Origin of the sequence: Streptomyces sp. AC512_CC834 (assembly GCF_019049325.1) — a bacterium.
In the GTDB taxonomy this organism is placed as follows: Bacteria; Actinomycetota; Actinomycetes; order Streptomycetales; family Streptomycetaceae; genus Streptomyces.
Genome location: NZ_JAGMUO010000024.1, coordinates 12,474 through 27,944 on the forward strand (window position 1 = coordinate 12,474; position 15,471 = coordinate 27,944).

The following is a 15,471-nucleotide window of genomic DNA, read 5'->3' on the forward strand; positions in this document are numbered from 1 at the left end:
CCATGACCGCGACGAGACTGGAGAGCTTCCCGGCCCTTGGATTCGTGCCCTGCCCGGGCGACCAAACGATGGCCGACGACGTGGCCAAGACAGTCCGCAGGACGGCGAAGGCCCTCGTCGAGATATCCGAGGTCCTGCACGGCAGCGGTGTGGGGGACTGGAAGGGGAAGGCGGCAGAGGTCTTCCGGGAGAAGTTCGACGACGAGTTCCGCCCTCGTATGGATGACGCACGTGACTCGTTCTGCGACGCCGCCACCGTCCTGGAGGACTGGGCGGCGTACATGGAGACCAAGCAGGCGGACGCCGTACGTCTGGAGGCTCAGGCGGCAGAGGCCAATGAGCAGTTGGGCAAGGCGCACTCGAAGGCTGACAAGCTCAAGGACGCGGACGGCGACAAGGAGAACACCAAGGATCACAAGGAGAGGGTCCGGGACGCCGATCGCACGGTGAACTCCAAGGAACTCGAACTTGAGGAGTTCCGCCGTCGCGGCCGCCGCATGGCTGGCAACTACCGGGAGTACGGCAAGGAAATAGCCGATCGCCTGAAGAACGCCATGGACATCGCTCCGAACGAACCCGGCATGTGGGACAAGCTCGGCGACGCCATCGCGGATCTCGGCGAGGCGATAGCCGATCTCCCCGGTCAGGTGGGCGAACTCCTGTCCGACATCGGCGACTGGATCAAGAGCCACGCGGACTGGATCACCGTCGCGGCCTCGGTCATCGGTGTCGTCGCCATCTTCTGTCCGGTGCTCGCCCCGTTGGCGGTTGGCCTGAGTGCCGTGGCGTTCTTCGCTCATGCGGCGGCCTATGGCGTGAACGGGCTCTTCCCGCCCACCGGAAAGAACATCGGCAACTGGCTCACACTGGGCGGCGACGCGCTCGGCATGGTGCCCGGTGTCGGTGGGATCAAGGCCGGATACAAAGCTGCACGAGCGGCTGGGGGTGTTGCCAAGGGCAGTCGGGCCGGCATCAAGACAGCCGCTTCTGCGACGAGGAGACTGGCGAAGGAGGCCGACCCGGTAGCCATGGTGATCGACAAGCCTGTGATGGCCGCTGCCAGCAAGTTGGGGGTCTCGCGCGGTGCCGCCCTGACCGCCACCGAAGGCATACAGGCCGCTGCGCAGCTTGCGTGGACGGCGCCGACCGCGATCAACGTTTATGCGACGAGTACCGGCCGGTACGACGCCGCCACTTGGGGGACCGGCGTAGGTAACATTGCCACAGGCGCCGGCGGTGGGAAGTTCGGCGGTTTGGTCGCCGTCGGTAGCACCATCGGCCTGGGCGCTTGGGAGCTGACGGACTGATGGAACCCACCGACGCGCCGATCCGCACGACGCTGTCCGCGACGACCGACTCCTCCACCGAGGCCCCTGACCTGTGGTTCGACCTGCCACCCGGTTTCATTCAGTTCGATCTCGACGAGGATCCTGAGCCTCGCCTGCTGAGGATGACGGACGCAGCCGACCTACTCTTCACCAGTGCAACTCAAGAGCAGAAGTTCAGCCTCGTTGTCTCGGGCGAGTACCTCCTGCAGACGCTGATCGCGGCAGGCGCCGAACACGTTTCGAGCTGCTTGCTGCGGATGCCCGGGGACAAGCTTTCCCAGGGCACGCTCTGCGTGTTCATCGAAAGGCCGGACGTCGGCCCACAAAGCCAGGACCGGCAGGGGGCCGCGAGGCGTACGGCCGTTCAGTGGCGCGACTTGTATCCGGATGCGGAGGTCGGGCTGGTCATGCTGCCGTACGGCATCGCAGCGCTCTGCATAAAGGATCAGGAACTGCAGATCCCGGGTGCTCTCTTCGGCCTGGATGAGCCCATACTCGCCACCGTACGGCAGGTGCAGTTCTGTGTGCCGTTGCAGACTGGCCCGGGGTCCGCCATCTTCATGTTCATGACCGAGGACACCGGGCACTGGGCAGAGTATCTCGACGTGCTCAGCGGCATCATGAAATCGGTCTCGCCGGACGAGGGGAATCCTACGAGGGCCGATAGTCCGGGCAGCGGGAAGAACGGAGAGTGAAGTATGAGCGCTAGTGCGGAGGGCGGGGCGTCGGTGAGCCGTACGCGCTACCGCAAACCGTTGGTGATCGGCACTTGTTGTTATGTGCTCGCCGTTGTCGCGGGCATGTTCCTACTGGCGGACGATTTGGGACTTGTCCTGCTGGTCCCCCTGTGGATTGTGCACGGCGTGATTCTCGTCGTACTCATCGAGAAGTTGGGGGCCACCGAATCGAGTCTGTACGCGGCTCTGTTCATCGTCATCACTTCCGCGATGTCCGTGTACGTCATGGGAATGGTGCGTAGTGACCTCACCCTTCAGCAGCGTGGCGAGGAGGTGACGGCCACGGTCGTGAAGGAACGGCTCGACCCGGCCCAGGGCCGTAAGGGGCGTCATTCCCACTACACGCTTGAACGACAAGATGGCACCAGGGTCTCGGGTCCCGAGATGGAAACGACGTCTGATCTGTACAACGTCGGCCAGGTGCTCACGGTGATCGAGGATCCGGAAGGTGAACTGCGTCCCCAGACTCCGGGGCAGGTGGATGTAACGGCTGAACTGCTAGGTGCTGCGGCGCTTGCTCTAGCGGCACTCGGCTCCGTGGGGTGGATGACATGGCGAGGATCGGACGCCGCGAAACGGCGAGACGACGGCAAACCGTCAGCCCGCATGCGCAAGGTGTACAAGACCGTCACCCACAACCACACCACACCCCAGGAGCAAGAGGAAAAGCTCCGGGAGGCCCTGCGTTCCTACCCCGCCGATCGGCGCGGCTACATCAAGGTCCCCCCGGAGGGCTACCCCGACATATCGCAACAGCGAGCTGCTCGAATCGCCTGGGAGATGGGCCTGCGGGCGGAGGCGGTCGGCAACCGCGGGTCGTGGCGCTTCGGTGAGACCGTGATCGAGGAAGTCCCGCACGAATAGGAGTGCGCAACTCGAGCATGGACGGCAGGCAGGGTCCGCGTCGGCAGCAGCCTGACGAAATACGGGCTGCGGCCCGATAGGTGTCGCTCCGACCCTCTACGCTTCCTCGACCGTGATCTGCGCCCCCACCCGCACTCCCCACTCGCTCATCGCTCCGGCCTCCGCCTCCAACACGTGCCGGGAGCGCGTCCGGGGCAGCCCGAACCTGCCCGGCCGCATGGCGCGTACGGCGATGACCGTGAGCCGCCGGTCCAGGCAGGCGACGTCGACTGGCATCCGCATCCGAAAGGTGTGCACGCTGCTGGCGGGGGCCAGAAGCATCGCGCCGTCGACGGAGTGGCGCCCCAGCAGCCCCTTGGCGCGTGCACGGTAGGAGCCGGCGATCTCGAGCGGAACCCGAACGCTCCCACTCCCGGCCCGCCCCTCCACAACCAACGTGCCCGCCCCGTCCCTCCAGCGCCGCCGTCCCATACCGATGGCCTCCCGCAGGCCGCCGTCCGGTCGAACGTATCCGTGCCGAAGTAGATCCAACATGGTGCCAGGGCACCTCGCGTCCGCCGTCCCTCTTTGCTGCTTCCGGTGCGAAACGAGCCGGGACGGAGCCGTGGATCGTGCGACGGGAGGTTGCCGCCTTCGGGTTATGCAACCGTCATGGCTCAAGAAGCCACACGTACGGCTGATTTGAAGCCATAGGACACCGCAGGGAGACAGGTCTCACTCTGGTGCCGATCGACCCTGGTGGATAGCGTTGCTTCTCTGAAGAGAAGCCTCGTTTCACCCAGGAGTCGACAGTGAATCGCAGCCGCCCCGCCCTGCTCGCAGCCCGCACGCTGACCGCCGTTGCGGCCCTGACGCTGTCCGCGTGCGGAAGTGGTGACGACAGCGCTGCTGAAAACAGTGACAAGATCGCGGGCGTCGAGACGGGCAATGTGACGTCGGCGGCCCGAAGTCCCAGCGCGTCGGACACCGACGGCCGCCCCAAAATCACGTTCCCTTCTGAAGCGAAGAACGTTTTCGAGTATGAGAAGACTGGAAATGCAACGAAGGACGCGGCACTCGCGGACAGTACGCTGAGTGTCAACTCCGTTGATGAGGCGATCTTCGAGGGAAACACGGACACCAAGGCCCTCGGCTTCTACAACGCCGAGTCGGCCCTGAGTGACTCCATCACGTATGCCCTGGGGTACATCAACGAGAAGCATACGTGGGTTGGTGAGACTCGGTACTTTGACTACAAGGTGAATCTATCCGGAGGCGAGCAGGCGTACGTCACTTACTGCTCAGATGAGAGTAAGTCATTCATCAAGGACAAGAAGACAGGAAAGGTCGAGAGCACGCCGACGACGGAGGACAGTTACGTCCTTTACAACACAAAGCTCACGAAGAACGCTGAGGGTGTTTGGCAGACGACCGACATCGCGTCACACCGGGGGGACAAGCAGTGCCAGCCATGAGGAACTATCCAACGGGTGCGTCCGTTGTCACGCTTGTTCCAGTGTCCGTGGGGTAATGGTGGCGTAGAACTCGTAACACGATCTTGCCGAGTATGCGATGCGGCCGGGCATTTCAGCCTGGTGCTCGGTCAGTTCAGCTGGCACTTTGGGCACTGGTCGCCCACACCATGCCGGCCACAAGGGGGTGGCCACTTGCAGGGGGCGGATCACGTGAGCGCAAGCGAGGGACGGCAGCACTGGGAGTTGCTGCCCGGCGCCGGTCTGGGGCCACTGCGGTTCGGGATGAGCCCGGCCGAGGTCGCCGGCGCGCTCCGGGTCTCTGAGCCGCAGAAACGGGTGGGCGGTCCCTACACGCAGGAAGACTTCGCCGGAGGGGTGAAGGTGTTCTACGATGCAGGCAAGTTGGCGTGCATTGTCCTGGATGCGGACACGGGTCCGCAGGTCATGCTGGCGGGCTTTGCACTGGTCGGCCGCGATCCCGAGCAGGCGCACAGGTTCCTTCTCGACTACGCCGCCGAGCACGGGAGTTGCCTGTTGTACACCCGCGATGACTCCCTCGCCCTGACCGATCTGGGGGTTCTTCTGCGCTCACAAGAGGTAGGTGGCGTGCGGATGTCGCGGCCGGTCTTCGTGAGGGAGGACTGGCTGGAGTCGGAGTACTACCGCGACCGCCTCCCGTTGGAGGGCGCCCCGGCCACCGATGAATCGCCTTGGCAGTCGTAGACGCGCGTGCCGCTGCCGCTGCCGCAGCGGGACGGGCGTGACCGTCACCACCGACTATGGAACAGAGCCGATCGTTTGACAGCCCGGACCCTCGCGATCGCCGTCCCTCTTTGCTGCTTCCGGTGCGAAACGAGCTGGGATGCAGCCGTGGATCGTGCGATCGGAGGTTGCCGCCTTCGGGTTGTGCAACCGTTATGGCCCAAGAAGTCACACGTACAGCTGATTTGAAGCCGTGGGACACTGCAAGGAGACAGGACTCACTCTGGTGTCCCTCGGCCCCGCTGGATAGCGTTGCTTCGCTGAAGAGAAGCCTCGTCCCACCCAGGAGCCGACAGTGAATCGCCGCCGCCCCACCCTGCTCGCAGCGCTCGCGCTGACCGCCGCTGCGGCGCTGACAATGTCTGCGTGCGGAAGCGACGACGACAGTTCCGGCGACAACGACAAGATCGCGGGAGCGGACACGGGCAGTGATCCGTCGGCCTCGCCGAGCCCGTCCCCCTCGTCCACTGGAGCAGCCGACCGACCCAAGGTGGAGCTTCCGGCAGACCTGGAACTGACCTTCGAGGGGGCTGAGACGGGAGACCCTGTGAAGGACGCTGTACTTGCCGACAGCGCGGAACGGATGCGTGCCGTAGACGCCGCGATCGCCGGAACGGACCCCGAGAGCAAGGCGCTCGGCTTTTACAACACGGGTAAGGCCCTGGAAGCAGCCGTGTCGTGGGTCGGGCAGTTCGAACAGGCCAATGCCACTGTGACCGGTGAGGTTCGGTACTTCGATCGGAAGGTGACGCTCAAGGACAAGGCCTCTGCCGTCCTCACGTTCTGCGCGGATGAGAGCAAGGGCTTCAGCAAGGACAAGAAGACCGGCAAGGTCGCCAAGACGCCTGTCACAAAGAACAGCTACGTCCTGTACAACACCAGGCTCGACAAAAACGCCGACGGTGTCTGGCAGACATCGCAAATCATCTCTACGAGGGGGGCGGCTCAATGCCAGCCGTAGTGAGAGTGTCGGTGTGCGCAGCCGTGTTGGCGGGTGTCACGGTACTGGCCTCAGGGTCGACGGCTTGGGCCGATGTCGTGCCGGGTGGTGAAGGCACGGGATCTGAGACACAGGTGAACGGAGGCAAGGAGAACCAAGCCGTCTCCGCGACCGCCGGTGCCGTCGTCTACGAGCGTTCCAGGAATGGCTCGGGGGAGTCCGTCGGCCCCGTGGCTGCTGCGACGAACTGGACGCCGCCCGCTTGCTACTACGCTCCGAAGTACACCCCAGAGCAGTTGCAGAAGGTCAAGGAGCCTGTCTGGGAGGCCGGGTCGACGGGCTACGAGTGGGATGCGGAGCAGCGTGACAAGTACGTGAACGGGCACCCGTACAAGGACTTCAACAAGGAGAAGGCCGGCGAGGGTTACTGGTGGGACTCCTATGTCGCCGTCGGCCGGGAAGGCGACCCGGGCGCGCTCGACTGCACGAAGGAGACCTTCTGGGTGGATACCGGTGACGATCCGCCGGCGGACATCCCGGAGGCGATCACGCCGGAGGTCCTCGCCCAGCTCGCCTACGCCGAGATCCGCGTACCCACCACCGAGGTGGACCTGGCACCCGCAGGCGCGACGAAGGTGAACCTCCCGACGTGGGCCTGGCTCGACGCGGCGACGTTCAAGCCCGTGTCGGTGACGGCTTCCGTGCCGCTGCTGGGAGTCGAGGCGACCACCACGGCTGAGCCGGTGTCGGTGAAAATCGAACCCGGTACGGCGGACGCCGAGACCTATCCGGCCTCCGGGGTGTGCGAGTTCGCGAACGGGAGCATCGGTGAGCCCTACGCGAAGGGAAAGGCCGATGAGACGCCGCCCTGCGGCGTGAAGTACCTCCGTTCGTCGGGCGACGGGTCGTACCAGCTCAAGGCCACGGTCACCTGGAAGATCCACTGGACCGGTACCGGCGTCGCAGGCGAGCAGCCGTTGCCCGACGGGAACTTCGGCGGAGAACAGGACGTCGTCGTCCAGGAGATCCAGGCCGTCAACCGCTGATCGGTGTCACCAGCCCGCCGTGCCGTATTTGATCCCCTCGACCAAGCTTCTCGACGGCAGCTACCAAGGCTCATTCGCAGTGGGGCGGCCTCGTAATGGTGTTGTCCGGCGGACCGGGATGCGGGTAGGAAGAGCGCATGACTGGACTCGGTGCCGTATTCCGTCCTCAGCTTGCCCCCGAGCGGTTGCGTGCCGTGGCTCGGGTTGCCGATGAGGTGAGGCTCGAGGAGTTGTGGTTGTGGGAGGACTGTTTCCGGGAAGGCGGGATCTCCACCGCTGCCGCTGCCCTCGCGTGGACCGAGCGGGTGCGGGTCGGGGTCGGGCTGTTGCCCGTGCCGTTGCGGAACGTGGCCCTCACCGCGATGGAGGCCGCCACGCTGGACCGGATGTTCCCCGGCCGTGCCGTCCTCGGCGTGGGGCATGGGGTGCAGGACTGGATGGGGCAGGTCGGGGCGCGGGTCGAGTCGCCCGTCACGCTGTTGCGGGAGTATCTGGTGTCGCTGCGGGCCTTGCTGGGTGGGGAGCGCGTGACGACCGAGGGGCGCTACGTCCGGCTCGACGGCGTCGCGCTCGACTGGCCGCCTGAGCAGGCCGTCGAGGTGTTCGCCGGTGCCACCGGGCCCCGTTCGCTGCGGCTGACCGGTGAGGCCGCCGACGGGACCGTTCTCACCGCGAACACTCCGCCCGACGGTGTGCGCCAAGCCCGGCGGCTCATCGACGAAGGGCGCGCGGCGGCCGGGCGGACGGGGGCGCACAAGGTCGTCGTGTATCTCCTTGCCGCCACCGGGGCAGGCGCCCGTGAACGCCTGCGGGCCGAACTGGTCGCCGAAGGCGTCGAGGCCGTGCCCGATCTCGGGGTCGCAGGGGACGCGGGTGCCGTTGCCGAGGCCGTGCAGCGGTTGGCCGACGCCGGGGCCGACACGGTGATTCTCCAGCCGACCGGTGACGAGCCCGATCCGGAGCGGTTCGTGCGGTTCGCCGCCGAGCAGGTCCGGCCCCTGGTGGGGGTCTAGTTCGAGTTCGACCCAGGGGCGGCTCTGCTTGGCCACCAGGTCCGGTCCGGTCCGGGTCGGTCCTGGCGATCACGTCTCTTGGTTCGTTCGTCTTTCATTTCGTTGGATCGGATCCGTCCCCATGGCGCAGCCCCACGCCACCCCCAACCCGCGTTCCTTCGACGAGCTCGTGGACGAAGGCGCCTCCGTGCCCACCGAGGGGTGGGACTTCTCCTGGTTCGAGGGGCGGGCCACCGAGGCGCGGCCGTCGTGGGGGTACGCGCGGTCCATGGCGGGGCGGCTGGCCGAGGCCGCGGCCGTACTGGACGTGCAGACCGGGGGAGGGGAGGTGCTGGACTTCGCCCTCGAAACCGTCGGCCCTCAGCGGCCCCCTCTCGTCGTCGCCACCGAGGGCTGGGCGCCCAACGTCGCCAAGGCCACCCGGCTGCTGTGCCGGCGCGGTGTGCCGGTGGTCGCCTCGGCCGACGACGCGCCGCTTCCCTTCGCGGACGGCGCCTTCGACCTGGTCGTGAGCCGACATCCGGTCGAGCCGCACTGGGACGACGTCGCCCGCGTGCTCGCGCCCGGGGGCACGTACTTCGCCCAGCACGTCGGGCCGGCCAGTGTCTTCGAGCTCATCGAGTACTTCCTCGGGCCGCTGCCGGAATCCAGTCGCCACCACCGGCATCCCGAGCGTGAGCGTGCCGACGCCGAAGCCGCGGGGCTCGAGGTCGTGGACGTGCGGGCGGAGCGGCTGCGGATGGAGTTCCTCGACGTCGGCGCCGTCGTCCATTTTCTGCGCAAGGTGGTGTGGATGGTCCCCGGTTTCACCGTCGAGGCGTACCGGGACCGGCTGCGCGCACTGCACGAGCGCATCGAGGCCGACGGCCCCTTCGTCGCCCACAGTTCCCGTCATCTCTTCGACGTGCGCAAGCCGGATCCCAAGCCATAGCGGTAGTGGCGGTCGTCGTGGTGGCTGTGGCACCTTCGAGTTCGCCTCCTCATGCGTGCGCTCCCACCGTCACCTCGCCGATCACCAGCTCCGCCGCCGCCTCCAGTACGTCCCCCACCCGTTCCGCACACGCCGCCAGTTCCCGTTCCTGCCGTGCCGTCAGGCGTCCCAGCGGCTCGACCGTGACGGTCGTACGGCGGCCCCGGCGCCGCTGGTGCCAGACGCCCGCCACGACCCCGTCCACCAGCAGCACGGGGAAGTTGCCCGCCTGCCCGCCCGCCAGCGCCCGCTGGTAGGCGGCCCCCGGGAAGAGCAGCTCCCGGGGCTGCGCGGCGATGACGTACGCGTCGAAGTACGGCAGCAACCGCACCCCCCGCGTCAGTTCGTCCCGTTCCTGTCCGGCCGGGAAGTCGGTGTCGCCGGCCACCACCCACGCCGGCGTGCCCTCGAAGCGGACCTCCTCGATGTCGCCCGCGGCGGCCAGCTCGGCGTAGCGGGACCGCGCCCAGCCGGGTGGGGCGGCCAGCCAACGGGCGAAGTGCTGGGGTGTCGCGGGTCCGTAGGCGTGCAGGTAACGGCGTACGAGGAGTCGCGACGCCTCCTCGGGCGGCAGCGGGGTGAAGTGGGGCGGGCGGGTGTACGTCACCTTGCGGCCGCGGTTCGGGCCGAAGGAGAGGGCGCCGCACTGGCCGGCCCGGTGCAGTACCTGGCGCCAGCGCGGCCACATGGTCTGGAACGCGGGCATCACCAGATCGCCGGCCCAGGGACCGGTGCGGGCGACGACCTCCTCGCCGAGTTCGTCGATGGTCAGGAACGTGCCCTCGAGCGCGTCGCCGATCGCCGACACGACCTGCTCGGCCCGTTCCCCGGTGAGGCGTACGTCGGCCGGGAAGGCGGACGCACCGGTGGGGATCGCGGGCAGCGCGGCGCACCACATCGGCAGGTCGGGGGTCGGGAGCAGGTGCACCGTCCCGCGCGGGCCGTGCGTCTTCACCAGCGAGGGCGGCGGCGGAGCTGCCGGTGCGGCAGGCGTCGCCGGTGACGCGGGCGCTGCGGGCGAAGCGGTCGGCCACAGGGCGCTGCGTACGTCCGCGCGGGTCACTCCGTCGGCCCGCAGGCCGACCGACAGCTCGGCCGCCGACAGTACCTGGGCGTGGACGCCGGGCATCGTGGCGGCCACGTCGGCGACGGGCGTGCCCGTTCGGGCGGACATGGCCAGGAACTGTCGTTCGAAGCGTCGTGCGCTCGCCGCCGCCCAAGTGATCTCCGTTGTCCTTGTCATGAGGTGACGTTAGGAGGTGGATAGGTCAGATCCTGTCCTATTCGTCGTCGGAGTGGGGATCTTCCGGGCGTAAGTGGCGCACCTTCGCAAATATTCACGCGGGTGATGGCAGGGTGCGAAATCGCCCGCCAATCCTCACAGGGTGTCCACATCGTTATTCACCGTTGTCCTCTTCGGGTCGAACCAGCCCGCCTGGTCGCGTAAGTTCGAACCCAGGTAATTCGCGTGAGCAAAGCTGCGCGTGTGGCACCGCGCAGTGGAGGGGGCTGCGCGGTGCCGAGTCAAGTGGGCGCGCGTCGCCGGCGTCACCCGGATGGGGGGTGCGGGCTCGTCTGTGAATCGGGTGGCGTGCCGAAGGATCCGCTGTGATTTGGCCATGATTCAGGGCGGAACAAGGGCTTCCGTGGTCATCCAGGCGTCGCCGGGCGACTTCGGAGAGTAGTTGTGGCACGCCGATGCACACGGCATCACTTACAAAGGGTTATGGTGGAAACCCCCCCTCGGGCCGGTCCGTATCCCCCCCCCCACGGACCGGCCCGTTTTTTCTGCCCACCCGCGGGCCTCTCGCGGGCTCTCTCGCCGGTTCCGTTCCCGCGCCGCAGCTTCTGGCGGTACGCCCGTAACGAGGAGTTCACCGGTGCGCCGTCCTGTGTCGTGGCATGGCGGCGCTTGTTCCAGGGCATAAGGCAAGCAGGTCGATGCCCGAACCACGGGTGTCGGATCTCAGCGGACGGCACGGAGCCGTCCGCCCGGGAGGCCCTTTGCACCAGCCCCACCGTGCGGTCACGGCACGGAAGACGCGGCGGAGGACCGGTCCGCGGTCCGCGCCAGTGCAGGGCGGCCCCGAGGACTTGTCTGACTGTTCCCGTCCGGCAGGCCTCAGAGCGGTCGGCTCGTTCCCGCCCTCCCGGCCCAGCGTCCACTCCGTCGCTCCCCGACCTCTTCCGAGGGGGTACGTCCTTCCGTGGTGACCAGCACAAAGCGCCACAAGCCCGATAGGCGCACCTACGTTCTCGACACCAGCGTCCTGCTGGCCGACCCGAACGCTCTGAACCGCTTCGACGAGCACGAAGTCGTGCTCCCGATCGTCGTGGTGACGGAGCTGGAGGCCAAACGGCACCATCCCGAACTCGGCTACTTCGCCCGGCAGGCCCTGCGCCTGCTCGACGAGTTCCGGGTACGGCACGGTCGCCTCGACGCCCCCATTCCGATCGGGGATCTCGGCGGCACCGTCCGGGTCGAGCTCAACCACTCGGACCCCAGCGTGCTGCCCAGCGGCTACCGCCTGGGGGACAACGACTCCCGCATCCTCGCGGTCGCCCGCAATCTGCAGGCGGAGGGATTCGACGTCACCGTCGTCTCGAAGGACCTCCCGCTCCGGATCAAGGCGTCCTCCGTCGGTCTCCTCGCCGAGGAGTACCGCGCCGAGCTGGCCATCACGGACGCCTCCGGCTGGACCGGAATGTCCGAACTCACCCTGCCGGGTGAGCAGGTGGACGTGCTCTTCGAGGAGAGCCGGATCTACGTCCCCGAGGCCGCCGACCTGCCGGTGCACACCGGTCTGACCATCCAGTCGGAGCGCGGCAAGGCCCTCGGCCGGGTCACGCCCGACGGCAACGTCCGCCTGGTGCGCGGCGACCGGGAGGCGTTCGGCATCAAGGGCCGCAGCGCCGAGCAGCGGATCGCGCTCGACCTGCTCCTCGACCCGGACGTCGGCATCGTGTCGATGGGCGGCCGGGCAGGCACCGGCAAGTCGGCGCTGGCGCTGTGCGCGGGGCTGGAGGCCGTGCTGGAACGCCGGCAGCACCAGAAGGTGATGGTCTTCCGGCCGCTGTACGCCGTGGGCGGGCAGGAGCTGGGCTATCTGCCGGGCTCCGAGGCGGAGAAGATGAGCCCCTGGGCACAGGCGGTCTTCGACACCCTGTCGGCGGTCACCAGCCGGGAGGTCATCGAGGAGGTCACCGCCCGCGGCATGCTGGAGGTCCTCCCGCTCACCCACATCCGCGGCCGCTCGCTGCACGACGCGTTCGTGATCGTGGACGAGGCCCAGTCGCTCGAGCGGAACGTCCTGCTGACCGTGCTGTCCCGGATCGGGGCCAATTCACGGGTCGTACTCACCCATGACGTGGCACAGCGGGACAATCTGCGGGTGGGTCGGTACGACGGAGTCGTCGCCGTCATCGAGAAGCTGAAGGGGCATCCGCTCTTCGCGCACGTCACCCTGACGCGCTCCGAGAGGTCCCAGATCGCGGCCCTGGTGACCGAAATGCTGGAGGACGGCCACATCTGACCCGTCTCTGACCCGTCCGAGAACTCCGACCCGGCAAGGGTCGGTTACCCGGCAGTCGGCGCCGTCCGGAAAGGCCAAGAGCCTAGCCGGGCGGCGCCTCGGCGTGTGCGGGTTTCCGTGAATCCCCTGGGCCAAACGGGATGTGAGCTTTCACACGCAACACAGAATTGCCTCACCCCGCAGGGTTACGGCAGAGTCTCAGTCCTGTCAGGCCCCGCATACGACACACCTGTACCCCCAGCGGTACGGCACCACAGAAGCACCAGAGCCAACTCCATAGCCGAGTCGTATGCCGCCCGAGCACCACGCGGCGCTCCCCGTCGGGGAGTTGTCCACCGGGCCCGTGTCTCCCGTGACCCGTTAGTTGGGGAGGCCAGCGCCAGGGGCACGATTGCGTCCGCGAGGGTCACCGAAGCGGGCGATGCTGGAAGGAAACCGTGTGAGCCGGATCTCGGTCCGGGGATTCGCAGTGGCCTCGGCCACGGCGGTCACCGCCGTCGGAAGCGTCGTCGGAGTTGCCTCGGGCAGCGTCGCGCAGAACAACGACGACGCGGAGGCGACGGCAGCAGGCACGACGCTGCTTGCCGACATCCCCATGGGTGAGCAGGCGCAGGTGCAGACCGCGTCCCTGACGCAGCAGGCCGACGTGCAGGCCATCGCCGCGGACGCCACCGCCAAGAAGGATGCCGAGGAGTCGGCCCGCAAGGCAGCCGCCGAGTCCGCGATCGCCAAGAAGGAGGCCGCCGAGAAGGAGGCCAAGGCGAAGAAGGAGGCCGAGGAGCGGGAGAAGCTCGAGCAGGCCGCCAGCCGCAGCGCGAGCCGCGACGCCTCCGACATCCCGGTCCAGAGCTCGTACTCCGTGTCCGAGGTGCAGGCCATCGCCCGGCAGATCGTGCCGAGCGGGCAGTTCCAGTGCTTCAGCAACATCGTGGACCACGAGTCCACGTGGAACTACCAGGCGGTCAACCCCTCCTCGGGTGCGTACGGACTCGTCCAGGCGCTGCCCGCCGGCAAGATGTCGTCCGCGGGCGCCGACTGGCGGACCAACCCGGCCACCCAGATCAAATGGGGCGTCAACTACATGAACGAGCGCTACGGCAGCCCGTGTGACGCCTGGGCGTACTGGCAGGCGAACGGCAGCTACTGAATCCGGCGCCCCGCGCTCAACCCCGCACAGCCCCTCACCGTCCTTACGGTGAGGGGCTTTCGCGCTCCTGCCATGTACGGTCGGACCCGAAACGACTCCGGGGGGAGTGGTGGGGAAATACGGGGGAAGAGGACGGATCATGTCGCGAGTGCCAGGGTGGCTCGGCCGGCTCGGCGCCGGACTGACGCAGATGAGCGAGCGGTTGGACCAGCGTCGCGAGGCGGCGCGGCGGGACGACGCCGACGCCGGACCGACGCCGGCCTCCAACCACTCCAACCACTCCGACCGCTCCAACCACTCCGGCCGCTCCGGTCGCTCCGACGACTCCGGCCACTCCGGCCGTGTGTCGTCGTCCCCGGAGGACGCGGCACCTGAACACTCCTCATATTCCTCGCACTCCCCCGCCGACCCGGCACAGGCCGTGCCCTGGGGAGTACGGGTCGCCGCGGAGGCCGGGTGGCGGCTGCTGGTGCTCGCGGGCACCGTGTGGGTGCTGATGCGGGTCATCAGCGCCGTACAACTGGTGGTGCTGGCGTTCGTGGCCGCGCTGCTGATCACGGCGCTGCTCCAGCCGACCGTGGCCTGGCTGCGCCGGCACGGGGTGCCGCGGGGTCCTGCCACCGCCCTGACCGCGATCCTCGGGTTCGTGGTGATGGGGCTGATCGGCTGGTTCGTCACCTGGCAGGTCATGGAGAACATCGACAACCTCTCCGACCAGGTCCAGGACGGCATCGACGAGTTGCGCAACTGGCTGCTCAACAGCCCCTTCCACGTCACCGACAAGCAGATCAACGAGATCGCCAAGAACCTGCGCGACGCGGTCGGCGCCAACACCGACCAGATCACGTCGGCCGGGCTCGAGGGCGTCACGGTCGTCGTCGAGGCGCTCACCGGCATCCTGCTGGCCGCCTTCTCCACGCTCTTCCTGCTCTACGACGGCAAGCGCATCTGGCAGTGGTCGCTGAAGCTGGTACCGGCGGCCGCCCGGCCGGGCGTGGCAGGTGCGGGACCCCGCGCGTGGCGGACGCTGACCGCCTATGTGCGCGGCACGGTGATAGTCGCGCTGATCGACGCCATCTTCATCGGCCTCGGCATCTACTTCCTGGACGTGCCGATGGCCGTCCCGCTGGCCGTGTTCATCTTCCTGTTCGCCTTCATCCCGCTCGTCGGCGCCGTGATGTCGGGCGCGCTCGCGGTCGTCGTGGCACTGGTGACGCAGGGCATGTTCGCGGCGGTCATGACGCTCGTGGTGGTGCTGGTGGTGCAGCAGATCGAGGGGCACATCCTGCAGCCGTTCATCCTGGGGCGCGCGGTGCGGGTACATCCGCTGGCGGTGGTGCTGTCGGTGGCCGCGGGCGGCCTGGTGGCCGGCATCGGCGGCGCGGTGGTCGCCGTACCGCTGGTGGCGGTGACCAACACCGTCGTGGGCTATCTGCGGGCGTACTCCCGCGAGGCCGCCGTACGGCATACGCCGAAGCCGCACGGCGCCACCTCCACGGACGCCTCACCGGCGATCGATCCGCCGCCCGAGCCGCCCGAGCCGCCCGAGCCGCCCGAGTCGCCCAAGTCGCCCAAGCTGTCCAAGTCGTCGGCGTCGCCGGAGGGCGATCCACCGTCGGACACCTCCCCGGCGTGACGAACGCGAAGGGCCCGCCCACCTCTCGGTGAGCGGGCCCT

14 protein-coding genes are annotated in these 15,471 nt (G+C 67.8%); 12 read left to right on the forward strand and 2 right to left on the reverse strand.

Annotated elements, in window-relative coordinates; all coding sequences use genetic code 11:
* Nucleotides 1-2: 2 nt before the first annotated feature.
* Genes KUM40_RS09010 through KUM40_RS09020 form a run of 3 tightly spaced genes read left to right on the forward strand, consistent with a single transcriptional unit; the run spans nt 3 to nt 2,929 of the window.
* On the forward strand, nt 3-1,307 hold the full coding sequence (locus KUM40_RS09010; protein ID WP_217164810.1) for a putative T7SS-secreted protein: 1,305 nt from the start codon (nt 3-5) through the stop codon (nt 1,305-1,307).
* The gene (locus KUM40_RS09015; protein WP_217164812.1) at nt 1,307-2,023 is read left to right on the forward strand and encodes a hypothetical protein; all 717 of its coding nucleotides are present in this window, start codon (nt 1,307-1,309) and stop codon (nt 2,021-2,023) included. Before KUM40_RS09010 ends, KUM40_RS09015 begins: the two co-directional genes overlap by 1 nt.
* Before the next feature lie 3 nt (nt 2,024-2,026).
* Nucleotides 2,027-2,929 carry a hypothetical protein gene (locus KUM40_RS09020; RefSeq protein ID WP_254394819.1) on the forward strand — a complete coding sequence of 301 codons (903 nt, stop codon included), beginning with the start codon at nt 2,027-2,029 and terminating at the stop codon, nt 2,927-2,929.
* A gap of 96 nt (nt 2,930-3,025) precedes the next feature.
* Here KUM40_RS09020 and KUM40_RS09025 read toward each other — a convergent pair whose 3' ends face one another.
* Complete coding sequence (locus tag KUM40_RS09025) at nt 3,026-3,400, reverse strand: DUF192 domain-containing protein (protein WP_217165119.1); 375 nt, start codon at nt 3,398-3,400, stop codon at nt 3,026-3,028.
* Nucleotides 3,401-3,720: 320 nt separating this feature from the next.
* On the opposite strand from KUM40_RS09025, the gene KUM40_RS09030 reads away from it, so the two are divergent.
* The 6 genes from KUM40_RS09030 to KUM40_RS09055 all read left to right on the forward strand — a co-directional run bounded on the left by KUM40_RS09030 (nt 3,721) and on the right by KUM40_RS09055 (nt 9,075).
* Nucleotides 3,721-4,383: a hypothetical protein gene (locus tag KUM40_RS09030; protein WP_217164814.1), complete on the forward strand. Its 663-nt coding sequence runs from the start codon at nt 3,721-3,723 to the stop codon at nt 4,381-4,383.
* A 210-nt stretch (nt 4,384-4,593) separates the two neighbouring features.
* A complete protein-coding gene (locus tag KUM40_RS09035; protein WP_217164816.1) occupies nt 4,594-5,106 on the forward strand; it encodes a hypothetical protein in 513 nt (170 codons plus the stop codon).
* A gap of 334 nt (nt 5,107-5,440) precedes the next feature.
* On the forward strand, nt 5,441-6,106 hold the full coding sequence (locus tag KUM40_RS09040; RefSeq protein ID WP_217164818.1) for a hypothetical protein: 666 nt from the start codon (nt 5,441-5,443) through the stop codon (nt 6,104-6,106).
* Nucleotides 6,094-7,131, forward strand: a complete 1,038-nt coding sequence (locus KUM40_RS09045; protein WP_217164820.1) for a hypothetical protein — start codon at nt 6,094-6,096, stop codon at nt 7,129-7,131. Before KUM40_RS09040 ends, KUM40_RS09045 begins: the two co-directional genes overlap by 13 nt.
* 137 nt (nt 7,132-7,268) lie before the next feature.
* Nucleotides 7,269-8,144, forward strand: coding sequence for an LLM class flavin-dependent oxidoreductase (locus KUM40_RS09050; protein WP_217164822.1), 876 nt, complete (start codon nt 7,269-7,271; stop codon nt 8,142-8,144).
* A 121-nt stretch (nt 8,145-8,265) separates the two neighbouring features.
* Entirely contained in the window at nt 8,266-9,075 is an 810-nt protein-coding gene (locus KUM40_RS09055; RefSeq protein WP_217164824.1) for a class I SAM-dependent methyltransferase, read from the forward strand.
* A 49-nt stretch (nt 9,076-9,124) separates the two neighbouring features.
* Here KUM40_RS09055 and KUM40_RS09060 read toward each other — a convergent pair whose 3' ends face one another.
* Nucleotides 9,125-10,357, reverse strand: a complete 1,233-nt coding sequence (locus KUM40_RS09060; protein WP_217164826.1) for a winged helix DNA-binding domain-containing protein — start codon at nt 10,355-10,357, stop codon at nt 9,125-9,127.
* 964 nt (nt 10,358-11,321) lie between these two features.
* Here KUM40_RS09060 and KUM40_RS09065 point away from each other — a divergent pair.
* From KUM40_RS09065 to KUM40_RS09075, 3 genes are all read left to right on the forward strand, one after another.
* Entirely contained in the window at nt 11,322-12,647 is a 1,326-nt protein-coding gene (locus tag KUM40_RS09065; RefSeq protein ID WP_217164828.1) for a PhoH family protein, read from the forward strand.
* Nucleotides 12,648-13,086: 439 nt separating this feature from the next.
* Entirely contained in the window at nt 13,087-13,794 is a 708-nt protein-coding gene (locus KUM40_RS09070; RefSeq protein ID WP_217164830.1) for a transglycosylase SLT domain-containing protein, read from the forward strand.
* Nucleotides 13,795-13,933: 139 nt separating this feature from the next.
* Nucleotides 13,934-15,430: an AI-2E family transporter gene (locus tag KUM40_RS09075; RefSeq protein WP_254394821.1), complete on the forward strand. Its 1,497-nt coding sequence runs from the start codon at nt 13,934-13,936 to the stop codon at nt 15,428-15,430.
* Nucleotides 15,431-15,471: the final 41 nt, after the last annotated feature.

Excerpts from the sequence above, each read along its gene's own strand:
- KUM40_RS09010 (WP_217164810.1), top strand. The coding sequence starts at position 3 with ATGACCGCGACGAGACTGGAGAGCTTCCCGGCCCTTGGATTCGTGCCC.
- KUM40_RS09015 (WP_217164812.1), top strand. The coding sequence starts at position 1,307 with ATGGAACCCACCGACGCGCCGATCCGCACGACGCTGTCCGCGACGACC.
- KUM40_RS09020 (WP_254394819.1), top strand. The coding sequence starts at position 2,027 with ATGAGCGCTAGTGCGGAGGGCGGGGCGTCGGTGAGCCGTACGCGCTAC.
- KUM40_RS09025 (WP_217165119.1), bottom strand. The coding sequence starts at position 3,400 with ATGGGACGGCGGCGCTGGAGGGACGGGGCGGGCACGTTGGTTGTGGAG.
- KUM40_RS09045 (WP_217164820.1), top strand. The coding sequence starts at position 6,094 with ATGCCAGCCGTAGTGAGAGTGTCGGTGTGCGCAGCCGTGTTGGCGGGT.
- KUM40_RS09050 (WP_217164822.1), top strand. The coding sequence starts at position 7,269 with ATGACTGGACTCGGTGCCGTATTCCGTCCTCAGCTTGCCCCCGAGCGG.
- KUM40_RS09055 (WP_217164824.1), top strand. The coding sequence starts at position 8,266 with ATGGCGCAGCCCCACGCCACCCCCAACCCGCGTTCCTTCGACGAGCTC.
- KUM40_RS09060 (WP_217164826.1), bottom strand. The coding sequence starts at position 10,357 with ATGACAAGGACAACGGAGATCACTTGGGCGGCGGCGAGCGCACGACGC.
- KUM40_RS09075 (WP_254394821.1), top strand. The coding sequence starts at position 13,934 with ATGTCGCGAGTGCCAGGGTGGCTCGGCCGGCTCGGCGCCGGACTGACG.